Genomic DNA, 13,211 nt, shown 5'->3' on the forward strand with positions numbered 1-13,211 from the left:
CATGGTCAAGATTAAAGTTAATGAATCAATTCATAACTCTAATTCTTATGGCCGAAGTTCGGGGAAGTCTACACCATACTCCTAAACTGGCTGTGGAAATTGGTTAACCGCATATAGTAATCTATTGTAGCCTTATCAACTTTTACCGTCTTTATTTCTTTACCAAACAACACGGAAGTAATGAATTTAGCCTTTGTATTCACACCTGATTTCTCAAACATTGCTAAAAATCGGGCGTTTTCATCATCGGTGAGCCTGAACATATACCTGTTTTGTGCAGGGTTCAGCTTCGGTTTTCTACCACCTTTGTTCCATTTTTTTCTTTGATTTCCATCCATAACAATCCATTTTTAATTTTTCAACCATTCGACTTCGGAGAAATGGTTTAGCTCCCTGCGTAAGGGCAAGTGGTTTTGAGCAGCGGAATTTATTTCGAGCAGCTCAAAACACAACTTGCCAATATCTGATGATATTAAAAATCCGCTCTTTCAGGCGGATTGTAGTTAGCAAGGGAAATGCCCATTTCCTGTATCAAATTTCGGAAAGAATAACAGATACACCGCAAGCCAATGAACGCCAAATAGTGCCACTGACTGCCAGCAATATTTTGTATCTGATTTGATAGAAAGAGGTCTATCAACCCGTCTTTAAGGGTATATAGATGGGCGACATTCAGTAATGCACACATTCCTGCAATCCTGATAGCCGGATTGCAAGAATGCAAGACCGACAGCCTAACGGCTCGCAATCAAACAAGATTACACCTTTGCTTGCAGGCAAGTTTAAGTCGCTACTTTGACGGTACGTTTCTTCCTCATAAATTGTTTCCAAAAGAAAAAAACAGAAAAAAAAGAAAGCCATTCAATCAAGGCGGACAGGCGGAAAAACCAAAAGGAAACGGAATAAGTCCCGAAGGGTGGCAGGGCAACACAACAACCCGGCGAAGCCACCTTATCTGCCCTGCCATTATGCCGTAAGCTTTTGGTTGGGCGGTGCGGTGGGTGTCCGCTTTATCTTTGCTACCTTTTTATTCTTTTTTGGACACATTTTAACTATTCAATTTGGTAACTGAACGCCAAATGCTACCTCTGAAAGCAACATTGGAAAGACCTGTATAAGTACCTTATATTTTTGAAGTCTAAATTGATTAGGTATGGAAATAACGGTTTTAGACATTCAGATTTTAAAGGCATTGCACAGGGAAGTAAAGGAAGTTTCTCTATTGATTGGGGAAATTACCGCACCCTACAAAGCATTGCAACAGGCAACGAAATGGCTCGACCAACAGGAAGCTTGCCAACTGCTCAATATCAGCAAAAGAACGTTACAGACGTACAGGGCAAAAGGTATTCTTGGGGCAACGCAAATCAACCGGAAGACTTATTTCAGATTATCCGACGTGGAATTACTGATGCAGGGAGAGCAACAATTAAAAAAGCAAAGGAAATGAAACAGATTGGAAATTCAAACGAGGATATGCTTGCCCTGCTCGAGGCTGTGGTAGGCATCAAAAACGAACTGCTGTATATCAGGGAATATTTCCACCCATTATTGCAAGGGGAAATTTACTTGTCAGGCGAACAGGTTTGCGAGATGCTTCACATCAGCAAACGGACGTTGCAACAGTATAGAGATGACGGACTGATACCTTTTATCAAGCTCGAACGGAAAATCCTTTTCCGTGAAAGCGATATTGTGAGGGTGTTGGAAGATAACTATCAGCGTTAGCCGATTAAAAGAATATTTTGAAACTGTAACTGTATGGGTCAATTAAAGAAACAGCCCATCGCTTTAAGCGATGGGCTGTACTGTTTTTACATTTTATGGATAACGGTGCTTTGCGTAGTGGCGGTAAAGTCCGCAGGAACTTTACCGCTTGAACGTCAGCCCTCTTACCACAACCCCTTATAAGGCGTTTTTTCTGTCATTCGTTCTATTGTCAGAATGTGAAATATATTGTCCTGCGTTTGGTGCATAGTCAAAATATATTGCACGTCCTTGTTTTATGTCATCTGCTTGCTCGTTTGTCAATAATAGTTTTTGTTCAAATATTTTTTTCGTTGTCCTGTTAACTAAATCCGCATACACTTCAAGTCTGTATTCTCCTGCAACAAAAACCCATTGTTCATTTTTAGGAAGTAAAAAATGATGATAAAGCGATACCCCTGTCTTACTTGCAAATAAATCGCTTCCACGAACTATTCCTTTGTCGTCATAAGCCCAAACATTAAAATTTTGTATAGTTTCTGCTCTAAAAATCTTGACGAACATATTTTGAATATATTGTCCTTGTTCGGCTGTGGCATAAAGTAAAGTCCTGAGAACTATTTTAGGCTCGTCATTTCCATTTTGTCCTACAAAGCAAATCATTGATGGTCGTGTCATTTTTAAGTGTCCTTTCCGAACACGTGTCAACCAAAAAGTCAGTCCCGAAATGAGTAGAGATATTATTGAAATTGTCAAAGCCATATTTTATTTTCTATTGTCAGTCTGTTGATTTACTGGTGTCTAAGTTTACTAATTTTTATAAATAGCTAAAGTACAAAAAAAGCCAATGCTTATAACATTGACTTTCCCTGATTGCTTTATAGGTTTTAGAGTTGCGAAACAAAAGAGCGTTCCAAACTCTTAAATTTGTGCGATACTTTTTGCATATCTTTTCCGACTTTCTCGTTGAGTATCTTGGCGTAAATCTGTGTAGTGGCAATGTTTTTATGTCCTAACATTTTGCTCAAACTTTCAAGTGGAACGCCCTCGCTTAAAAATAGGGTGGCAAATGTATGGCGTGCCAAATGAAAAGTTACTTTCTTCTCTTTAAGGCAGTCTATTTGTTTGGATATTCGTTTCAAACTATCATTGCAGACCGTGTTTGAGGGTACGGGAAATACCTTGCCGTCCTTTGATAATCCTGCATATTTCTCGATAATCATTTTAGGAATATCCAACAGCATCACGTTTGACGATGTAGCCGTTTTCTTCCTGCGTACGATAATCCACCTGTTACCGTCAAAGAAATCTTGGATGTTGTTGTTTTTAAGCCCTTTCATATCCGAATAGGAAAGCCCTGTAAAGCAACTGAAAACAAACAGGTCTTTAACCAACTCGTCTTTTTTTATGTTGCAGTTGAACGTTACAAGCTGTTCCAGCTCATTGCGCAACAGATAGCCCCTGTCTTTGTCCTTTTTGGTATTCTTGTATTCGCTGAATGGATTAAAGGCAAGATGCTTTCTGCTCATTGCCAATCGGCATAGCGTGGTAAAACCAATCATATACAGCCAAATGGTGTTGTGGGTTAAACTCTGGTCATCACGCAGGTAGTAATCAAAGTCCTGTACAAAATCAGGGGTAAGGTCGTTAAACGATACATCAGAATAGCCGTATTTTGTAAGTGCAAAATTCCGCAGGTGCTTTAAAAGCGTTTTGTACTTCCTGCGTGTTCCGATAACCCGAAGTCCGCTATCGACCTTTTTCTCATAGTCGGACAGGAACTGTTCGTAGAATTTGAAAAAGGTCAGCTCTCCGCTTTCCATACCGAGAAAGGCATTTTTAAGTTTCGCACTGTTTACCGCTCCCTCGTTTTTCAGGATTTTGGAATAGCACTCCTCAATACCCAAACGTATCTTGTCAAGTTTGCCGTTCACATCCTGGGCTTCTCGGCTTTTTCCTAAAACCCTGCCGTACTTCAAATCCCAATTCATTGCGGAAATATCCAGCTTTGTAATGAATGCAGACTGTTTGCCGTTTACGGTAATCCTGCACATAACCGTAACTTTTCCGTTTTTCTTTGGGGCATTCTTTTTAAGGTAAAACAATACCTTAAACGTTGATTTTTTTGTAGTTTCCATACTCACAATTCTTAATGATAAAATTAAACCTATGTGAGCTACGGAACAATATGAAAAAATGTGCAAAAAGTTGAAATACAGTATTTTAAAACGATTGTTTCTAATATTTAAAAGTAACGTTTTAGTAACCTTACTTTTGCCAATCGTTGCTTTTTTCTGCTTTTTACCTCATTACCAAAAAATCATAAAACGGCTGTAAAGCCTTTATTTACAACCGTTTTACCTGTTTTTAATCTTTGATGTATTTTTACTGAAAATTTATTTTAAAAGTTGTGCGTAATAGGCTGCACCCCAAAGCGCTGCCTTATCATTATTTACAATATGAATAGGCACACCGGAAAGTAACTCCGCCATCCTGTCCCCCTGTATATAATGATTGTAAAACTCGCCGGTCTCCAACAGGGGCGCAATCTTTGGCGGAATACCACCGCCCAGGAATATCCCCCCGGTAGATTTGTACTTCAACGCCAGATCCGCAGACACACGGGCCAGGTATCTCACAAATAACTCCATCGTCTTCTTCGTAATGCTGGCATCCGCCATCAGGGCGGATTTACTGATCACGGCCGACTTATCCCCCTTCAGGATCGCTTCCCTTAAACTACTGCTTTCCTCATAGCCCATCACATCCCTCAAAAACACATAGATATCATAAATTCCAGGACCGGATATTACCCGCTCCCAACTCGCTATCTCGTATTTCTCCTGCAGGTATTTCAACAACTTAATATCTACATCATTGCGCGCAGCAAAATCAGAATGCCCTCCTTCCGACGCAAACGGATGGTGATGCTGCCCGTCCCAGTAAAGGCCGGCCATACCCAATCCCGTACCCGGCGCTATGATCGCCATATTGCCTTTGCGACTCCCTTCGCCACGGTGCAGCGTCGTGATATGCTCCGGCGATAAGGTTGCCAGCCCGTAAGCCGTCGCTTCCAGGTCGTTGATCAGGGCCACCAGCTCCACGCCCGTCGCCTGGCGGATTTCCCCGGTCGTCAGCTCCCGTGATAAATTAGTCAGCTGCACCGTACCGTTGAACACAGGTCCTGCAACACCAATGCATATACGCTCTACTGGTGTATCCCGGCTTTCTGCCAGGAAATTCACGAACATATCCGTGATATTTTCATAATCACGGGACACATAAGTCTTCTCCCTGACAATATCTAACTCCCCATCAATAGCGCTGTAAAGCGCCAGATTGGTTTTAGTACCGCCCAGGTCGCCTGCCAGCAGGTATATCTTCTCCGTCGTATGGTCCGCCTCCGGAAAAGCCGGAAGGTATTGCTGCTTTTTCAATTGCTGCGTCATCGTTCGAAAATCTTGGAATTAAAAATAGCGATTATTCACCGAAACTGAGTTCCCAAAATATTGCAAAAATCAGCCCGCACCTCATTTTGTGGAACATCATTTGCAAACAGAACAATTTTTGCGAGAGAAATGTATTTGATTAAAGCTTTCATATCCAACCTGATCATATGGAAAGACATACCTACAAGACTGGCATTATCGGAAACTGCGCTTATATCGCACATGTAAATCTCAACACCAACATTGACTGGCTCTGCTGGCCGCGTATGGACAGTACTTTCCTGTTCGGCGGCTTGCTGGACAAACAAAAGGGCGGCGAATTTTCCATATTGCCCGAGGGGCATTATACCTCTCACCAATATTATATGGAGAATACCAATATCCTCTGCACGGAAATCACCACCGCCGAAGGCAGCTACCGCATTACCGACGTGGCGCCCCGCTTCATCCAGTACGAACGCTTCTTCAAGCCCCTCATGCTGATCCGCAAGGTGGAACCCATCGAAGGCGCGCCCCGTATTAAAGTGAAGTGCCGGCCCGTTTGCGATTACGGCTCCCGGGAACTGGCCCCCCTCCGCGGCAGCAGCCATATCGAATTCATAGGCTGCGAAGAACGCATCCGCCTCACTACCAATATCGCAATCAATTATATTATAGACGAAGAGCTGTTCGTCCTGAACGATACCCGCTACCTGCTCCTTACCTACGGCCACCCGCTGGAAGCGCCGCTGGAAAGCACGGCCGAGCGCTTCGTCCGGGAAACGACCCTCTACTGGCGCAGCTGGATTAAACAGTCCTCCATCGCCAACTACTTCCAGCCTTATGTCATCCGCTCCGCCCTCACCCTGAAAATTCACCAGTATGAGGATACCGGCGCCATCATCGCCGCCAGCACCACCAGCCTGCCGGAGTATATGGACTCCGGCCGCAACTGGGATTACCGCTACTGCTGGATGCGCGATACCTATTATATTATAACCGCGCTCAATCACATCGGTCACTTTGAGGAAATGGAGCGCTACTTCGGGTATATTACGGACATCTCCTTCTCGGGCGATTTCCGCTACCAGCCCCTCTATGGCATTACCGGCAAAAAGAACCTGGTGGAAACCATCCTCCCTCACCTGGATGGCTACCTGGGCAACCAGCCGGTGCGCATCGGCAACCAGGCATACGAACATATCCAGAATGATATATACGGACAGGTACTGATTTCCATGCTCCCGCTCTATACGGACCACCGTTTTATTTTCACCGAACGGAAGGACTCCGCCCGCTGGCTCAACCTCCTGCTGCAAAAAATAGAACGCACCATCGACGAAAAGGACGCCGGCATATGGGAATTCCGCAACATGGCTAACGTGCACTGCTATACGAACCTCTTCCAGTGGGCCGGCTGCTGCGCCGCGGAAAAAATGGCCCGCACCATCCACAACGAGGACCTCATGAAACGCGCCATCGCCCTGAAAGAACGGGCCGCCGCACATATCGAAAGCTGCTACGATCCTGAACGTAAAGTATATACGAATGCCGCCGGCAGCAAACACCTGGACGCCAGCACCTTACAGCTGATCATGATGAACTACCTGGACCCGAATTCACAACGGGCGAAGGATCACCTGGCGGCCCTCGAAAAAGAGCTCAAAACGGAAGACGGCCTGTTTTACCGCTACCTCCATTCGGACGACTTCGGGAAACCCAAAGCCACCTTCCTCGTTTGCGCCTTCTGGTACGTGGAAGCCCTCGCCTGCGTAGGCCGGCTCGACGACGCGCAGCGCGAATTTGAAAGGCTGCTCCAATACAGCAACCACCTCCTGCTCTTCAGCGAGGACGTGGAATCCGGCAATGGCAGCCAGTGGGGCAACTTCCCGCAAGCGTATAGCCATGTGGGTTTGATGAATGCCGCCTACCGGATTGCAATGAAACTGGACGTGCCGATATTCCTGTAATGAAACGAGCATACCAGGCCATCCCCTACCGCATTTCGCCAAAAACAAAAAGGCCAGTGGCATACCCACTGGCCTTTCCCTTACTTATTACTTTTTAACGTTCGCAAAAAATGCCTCACCTCATGGAAGCTCCGCAGGTAATAGCGCGCAGCCGAAACCTGGCTACCCACCTTGATCGTATAGGATTCCAGGGGCAGGTCCTTAAAGATATCCTCGTCCGTTACATCATCGCCCATGGCCATGATGAAATCATAGGAACCTTCCAGCAGCCAGCTGAGCGCAGCTTTGCCCTTGTTGATCTCCACGTTCTTCACTTCTATGACCATATCCCCGGGCAGGATCTGCAGTCCTTTCTCCTGTGTGTAATACCGGAGAGTGGCCATCAGCTCATTGGCGCGCAGATCGCCCAGGCCGGCTTCCACCTTGCGGTAGTGCCACACCAGCGAAAAGCTTTTCTCTTCAATGAACGAACCGGGCGTACGGTCCGTCATCATCTCCATCAGCGGCAATATCTCCTGCTTCCATTTATCGCTGAGCCCCGGCAGCTGGAACCAGTCCCCGTCCTTGGTCTTTTGCCAGGCGCCGTGTTCGGCCACGAGGTCTAGCGGCATATGCCCGAACCACTTCCCCAGCGTATCATGATTCCGGCCTGAAATCATGACAATCCGGTTTCCCGGAATGCTGGCCAGCTCCCGTAACAACTGGTAAAGGTCCGGGTCAGGCGAAGCCTGGTCTATATTGGCCTGGAACCCTACAAGCGTACCGTCGTAATCCAGGAAAATAATGCGTTGCGCTGCTTTGCGGTACTCCTGTCGTATATACATGGCCGTTTCCGGGCTCACACGGCGGGCCAGCATGTTCTGCTGCATGGTGTTGACTTCCTTCAGCCGGTCCATAAACAGTTTCACCCAGTGATGGATATTGAATTTGGACACCACCTGCCGCATGGCTTTCATCCGGCGCTGCTGATCGTCCAGCGGCATATTCACCGCCTCCATAATGGCCGTCATGATAGCCCCGATGTTGTTGGGGTTGACGATGATGGCGTCAATCAATTCCCGGCTGGCCCCCGCCATCTCGCTGAGGATCAGGACCCCGTCCTCTTTATTGCGACTGGCAACATATTCCTTGCTGACGAGGTTCATCCCGTCGCGCATGGGCGTCACCAGGCAAATGTCCGCGAAGTTGTACAGGGCGGAAAGCATATCCATCGGGAAGCTCCGGTAAAAGTACTGCACCGGGTGCCAGCTAAGCGTGCGGAACTTCGCGTTGATATGCCCTACCTTGCGGTCAATTTCCTCCCGGAGCTGCTTGTACTGCGGTACCGTATCCCGGGATGGCACAACGATCATATATAATACCACCTTGCCCACGTACTCCGGGTACATTTGCAGCAGCAGTTCAAAAGCGTGTAGCCGTTGCAGTATGCCTTTGCTGTAATCCAGCCGGTCAATGGAGAGGATCATCTTCTCCGTTTTGAAAGTCTCCCTCAGCTGCTGGATGTTGGCCAGCACCTGCGGGTCCTGCCCCATTTCGCTGTACTTCTTATCGTCAATACCCATGGGGAAGGTTTCCACCACTATTGCGCGATCGTTGTAGGTCACCACGTTGGCGGTAGTTTTCGCCGGCAGGAGCCGACTCACCGCCTCAAGGAAATAACGGGTATCGTCGAAGGTATGGAAGCCCATCAGGTCCGCCCCGAGCATCCCTTCCAGGATTTCGGTACGCCATGGGATGAGCCGGAAGAGTTCAAACGAAGGGAATGGAATGTGCTGGAAGAAGCCAATGGAGATTTCCGGTAACTCGGCCCGGATCATGCCCGGCAACAGCAGCAGCTGGTAATCCTGCACCCAGATGGTGTCGCCTTGTTCGGCAACGGATAAAACAATATCCCGGAATTTTTTATTTACCTGGTAATAGGCATCCCAGTAGGTTTGTTCATAGCGGGCATAAACGGACATATAGTGGAAAACTGGCCACAGTGTCTCATTGGAGAAGCCCTCGTAATAATTATTAATTTCTTCTTCGGTAAGGAATACGGGCATCAGGTTCATCTGCCGGAGCTGGGTGGTAACTTTCTCCTGCTGCCTGCTATCGGAGATTTCCTGGCCGGGCCACCCTATCCAAATATTATTTCCTTCCCTGTAAATAGAGCCTAAACCGGTTGCCAGCCCTCCTTCACTCGCCTGCAGGACGTAGTCGCCGTCCTGTTCCATGATCTTAACCGGCAATCTGTTCGATACAATAATAGTTTTTCTCATAGTCTTATCATATATCCATTTTCAAAATACGTTCTCGGGAAACTGCATAAACAGCGCAATAAACGTACCTGCAAAATGGCCTGGCGGCTAAAGACTTCGTTCTTCCTATCATGATCAGCCCTTTTCTTCGCCTGGCGGCGTCCACTCCATCACCTAAAATAGATCTTACTTCTTCCCCAGCGTCATCAGCACCACCCCTCCCACTACAATCGCCGAAGCAATGGCCACCATGGAGGTAATGCTCTCGTGCCCGATGGCCCATCCCAGGAAGAGCGCGACCACAGGATTAATATAGGCATAGGTAGAAGTAAGCCGCGGCGGCGCATTACGGGCCAGCCAACTGTAGGAAGTGTACCCCACGAGGCTGCCGATGAATACAAGGTAGCCGTAGGCGAGCCATCCCCGGTGAGTCATCCGCAGGAACGATCCTACCTGGTCCGTTTCCAATACCAGGCTAACCACCAGTGCGAACGCAGCGCCGGCCAGCATCTGGATGGCGGTACTGGTAATCTGCGCCGGCATGGGCCAGCGTTGCACCAGTAAGGAACCCACCGCCCAGCAGATATTACCCAGGATGACGATCAGCACCGGCCATAACGGGAACGACTCAACGTGTTGATTCCCAAACGGGTTAAACAGCAGGAACAAACCGCCGAATCCGACGGCTATCCCCAGCAAGGTAGTTGCGCTGGGTTTTTTCCGGGAGAAGAATGCCCAGTCCAGCACCATAAACCAGGCAGGCATAGCTGCCACGAGCAGCGCTACCAGTCCGGATGGCATATAATGCACGGCCAGGGCCACCGTCGTATTACCAATGCCTATCAGTAATATCCCTACGAAAACAGCATTGCCCAGCTGTTGCCTGTTCGGGAGAACTTTCTCCCTCCAGCGGCCTATGGCCAGGAGCAGCAGCCCCGCCAGGAAGAACCGGGCGCTGGACAGGAAGAAGGCAGGCGTCGTTTCCGTAGCCACTTTCAATCCGAGGTAAGTGGAACCCCATATAATATATACCGCCAACAGGTATATGAAGGTTTGGGTAGTAACGGGCTTATCGTTGTTCATCAGGGTTTCTTTTTATGACGTTGTTGGAATCGGGTAACCTTATGTACATCGCCGCAGGTACTCATGCTGCACCAGCGGCGGGAGCCGTTGCGACTCTTATCCAGGAACAGCCATCCGCAGGACGGGCATTCCTTCACTTGTCCGAGCCGGGGGCCGGACAGCAGTTCCAGCGCGGAGGCGGCAATACGCCAGTTCACCTGCTCCATGGCCGGCGCGTTGAAATCCGGCCTCACCACCCGCTGCTGCTTATCCCAATCCAGGGAAATGTTCGTATAGGCGTCCGAGATATAGACGGTCAACCCCGCCAGATCCCCCGGGTCCGGCTGCCGGTTTTTTGCAATCGTACTGAACACGCGGTATAGCAATTCCCGGAGCTGAATGCTTTTATCAAACACCTGCGTCGCCTTGGCGGGAAAGTCGCGGGCCATCCTTTCCAGTGCCTGGATACTTTTTGCCGGCATGCCTTTAATGTGGTCGTACCAGGCAGTCAGGTCCCGGAAACCGCTCAGGTAATCCCCCGGGTCCGGCTTCTTCCGGTTGCTGACGGTATTGCAAAAATCGAGGCAAAGGATACCACCGTCCAACCGGAGGGAAGTGATGGGATGACTGGCACTCATGGCATAACTGTTTGATGATATTGTGAATATACGAAGAAGTTTTAACCAGTAAAAGTTATTTTACTGGTTAATAAAAAATGAGGTAAAAAACGGGTAAATCCTTAACTGAAACGATAGTTTAAATGGTCAACATCAATCATTTAAAAATCAATAAATTAATTTTAATTTTTTTAGGGAGAGATATGCCGTTTTCCCGGGGTAACTCATAGTAAATTCACCACTGGGCGAGATGCGGTATGCCGAAAAAAAAAATGCATCCCGGACGGGTAGACCGGAATGCAATATACATATATAAAATTCAATAAAGTTAAAAAATATTTTTATGTGTCGGCGGCCATTTAACAGTTCAATAGTTTAACTTTTTTAACAATACGAATGGCGTTTCCCTCCTTCTCTTTTGTATCTTTTCGCTCCTGCCATTTGTCGCAAAATTATACGTCACTTTTCAAAAGCCCGACAAATGACGCCAAATTACACGACACATTGCTAGGGTTTCACATACACTTCAATCGTCGCATTTGTCGGCCGGCGTGGCGCCAAAAAGGTATCTACCTGGCGATAATTGTCTTTCAAAACTTGCCGCAATGCAAACGGATAAAAGTTATTCAATAACGGCGCATACTCATAAATGATCAGGTCATAATAATGCGCACGCACCTTTTCCTCATACGCTTTCAACTGCCGGTTAAACATCCCTACTCCCAGGTGATGCCATAACGGGATATCCGGCCCCGTTTCCAACTGGTACGGCATCGCTGCAGCCAGCGGGGTCAACTCTGACATATTCAGCACTTTCAATGCCGCGCCCCGGTCCTGCACCACCGGCAGCTCCAATATCTTTTGTATGCCCTCCACCGTGGATGCTGGCATATACATCTTTTTAAACACCGGTATATCGGTAAAGATCCATTGCCCCACCGGCTCATCCACAAAGGAAGTATCCGGCCTGATGATCATATAATTATGACGGGACACTACATTCTCCCCCGTAGTACTGTTTTTGGCTACCGCCAGCTGATGGCCGAAAACCCGTTCCACCAGCCTGTCCGCATATTTCCAGTAACTGCCGGACCACCACAGCAACACCAATAACGTACCCGGCAGTACGAATTGCCAGGTTTCCGTCCGGTACTGCAGCTTGGTACATAACTGATGGGCAATGAAGGCAAAGCTGAAGGCATGGAAAAAGATATTATTGTCCGGCGGGGTATAACTGGTGATCTGGAAGATGGCCGCTTCCGCCAGTATCCCCAGGGTGAGCAGGGTAAAAGTAACCTGCTTCCTATCGGTCAGCCATACACGCCAGTCACTAACGCCGGCGACTACACTGAACACCACCAGCGCCAGGTAAGCCTTAATCCATACCGAGTAGGTCATCACCTCGTTGAAGATATCATAAAGGTCAATCCTTGAGCTATGCGGAGGCTGCCCATGATTAAACCAGTAACTGAAGCCCGGCTGCAGCGGCAGTATCACCGCCAGGGCAATCCCGAGGTAAGCCCCAAAAAATACCAGCAGGTCCGCCCAACGGCGGGTAATGATGACATTATATAACATGATCGCCAGCGCAATCAGTAATCCCAACGCGCCCCCATCCTGCTTCGTGAAAAAAGACAGGAAGAGGAAAAATGCAGCCACCCCCAAAAATACCCATCTTGATAACCTGGTATCTATGAATAACCCCTTCAGCAAAAAAGCCAGGCCCGCCAGCTCATATACAATGACCGTATGGTTGTACCAGGGCCAGAAGTTAGACAAGCTATAAGAGATGATAAACAACAGGATGCTGATCAGTCGCAGCCCCGGCCTTACCCCCAGCGTTTTCAGTATAGCCGTAAACGATAGTCCTGCTAGGATGTTCAGCAACACCTGCGCCTTGACCAGCGTAACCAGCTGAACGCCAAATATTTTCATGAACAGCGCAGGAATTATCCAAAAGCCATAGCCCAGCGGCGCCCCGAAATCCTTGAAGGGAACCTGCCCCTGCGAAATCCTGTAAGCGCCTTCCCAGGTCAGAAAGATGTTAACTCGATAAGGAAAAGTCATGAACAACGGGATCAACGCGAAGCCAACAATAAGCAGTACTTCCATCAACGCCCAGCGGCGGGATTCCAGGGATAAATGCGACATAGATATACTTTGGGATTCTCTCTAATAATCAATTGG

11 protein-coding genes are annotated in these 13,211 nt (G+C 47.9%); 3 read left to right on the forward strand and 8 right to left on the reverse strand.

The features are described from left to right. Positions 1 to 68: 68 nt before the first annotated feature. Positions 69 to 338 carry a hypothetical protein gene (locus BOC67_RS11345; RefSeq protein ID WP_291910336.1) on the reverse strand — a complete coding sequence of 90 codons (270 nt, stop codon included), beginning with the start codon at positions 336 to 338 and terminating at the stop codon, positions 69 to 71. Between the two features lie 815 nt (positions 339 to 1,153). Here BOC67_RS11345 and BOC67_RS11350 point away from each other — a divergent pair. Together BOC67_RS11350 and BOC67_RS11355 are read left to right on the forward strand one after the other, a co-directional pair. Further along, the gene (locus tag BOC67_RS11350) at positions 1,154 to 1,450 is read left to right on the forward strand and encodes a helix-turn-helix domain-containing protein (protein ID WP_291910337.1); all 297 of its coding nucleotides are present in this window, start codon (positions 1,154 to 1,156) and stop codon (positions 1,448 to 1,450) included. A gap of 26 nt (positions 1,451 to 1,476) precedes the next feature. Continuing rightward, positions 1,477 to 1,728, forward strand: coding sequence for a helix-turn-helix domain-containing protein (locus BOC67_RS11355; RefSeq protein WP_291910714.1), 252 nt, complete (start codon positions 1,477 to 1,479; stop codon positions 1,726 to 1,728). 177 nt (positions 1,729 to 1,905) lie between these two features. On the opposite strand, the gene BOC67_RS11360 is transcribed toward BOC67_RS11355, so the two are convergent. The 3 genes from BOC67_RS11360 to glk all read right to left on the reverse strand — a co-directional run bounded on the left by BOC67_RS11360 (position 1,906) and on the right by glk (position 5,156). Further along, entirely contained in the window at positions 1,906 to 2,469 is a 564-nt protein-coding gene (locus BOC67_RS11360) for a hypothetical protein (RefSeq protein WP_291910338.1), read from the reverse strand. 125 nt (positions 2,470 to 2,594) lie between these two features. Further along, on the reverse strand, positions 2,595 to 3,845 hold the full coding sequence (locus BOC67_RS11365; RefSeq protein ID WP_291910339.1) for a site-specific integrase: 1,251 nt from the start codon (positions 3,843 to 3,845) through the stop codon (positions 2,595 to 2,597). A 258-nt stretch (positions 3,846 to 4,103) separates the two neighbouring features. Next, positions 4,104 to 5,156, reverse strand: coding sequence for a glucokinase (gene glk / locus BOC67_RS11370; protein ID WP_291910340.1), 1,053 nt, complete (start codon positions 5,154 to 5,156; stop codon positions 4,104 to 4,106). Positions 5,157 to 5,323: 167 nt separating this feature from the next. On the opposite strand from glk, the gene BOC67_RS11375 reads away from it, so the two are divergent. Continuing rightward, a complete protein-coding gene (locus tag BOC67_RS11375) occupies positions 5,324 to 7,105 on the forward strand; it encodes a glycoside hydrolase family 15 protein (RefSeq protein ID WP_291910341.1) in 1,782 nt (593 codons plus the stop codon). 80 nt (positions 7,106 to 7,185) lie between these two features. Here the strand turns inward: BOC67_RS11375 and BOC67_RS11380 are convergent, their stop codons facing one another. From BOC67_RS11380 to BOC67_RS11395, 4 genes are all read right to left on the reverse strand, one after another. Continuing rightward, positions 7,186 to 9,366 carry a bifunctional alpha,alpha-trehalose-phosphate synthase (UDP-forming)/trehalose-phosphatase gene (locus tag BOC67_RS11380; RefSeq protein WP_291910342.1) on the reverse strand — a complete coding sequence of 727 codons (2,181 nt, stop codon included), beginning with the start codon at positions 9,364 to 9,366 and terminating at the stop codon, positions 7,186 to 7,188. A gap of 165 nt (positions 9,367 to 9,531) precedes the next feature. Beyond that, entirely contained in the window at positions 9,532 to 10,428 is an 897-nt protein-coding gene (locus tag BOC67_RS11385) for an EamA family transporter (protein ID WP_291910345.1), read from the reverse strand. After that, positions 10,428 to 11,045, reverse strand: a complete 618-nt coding sequence (locus BOC67_RS11390) for an ABATE domain-containing protein (protein ID WP_291910346.1) — start codon at positions 11,043 to 11,045, stop codon at positions 10,428 to 10,430. The genes BOC67_RS11385 and BOC67_RS11390 overlap by 1 nt, the downstream gene beginning before the upstream one ends. Positions 11,046 to 11,531: 486 nt before the next feature. Continuing rightward, positions 11,532 to 13,175: a hypothetical protein gene (locus BOC67_RS11395; protein WP_291910348.1), complete on the reverse strand. Its 1,644-nt coding sequence runs from the start codon at positions 13,173 to 13,175 to the stop codon at positions 11,532 to 11,534. Positions 13,176 to 13,211 lie beyond the last annotated feature (36 nt).

The organism is Chitinophaga sp. CB10, assembly GCA_001870995.2.
In the GTDB taxonomy this organism is placed as follows: Bacteria; Bacteroidota; Bacteroidia; order Chitinophagales; family Chitinophagaceae; genus Chitinophaga.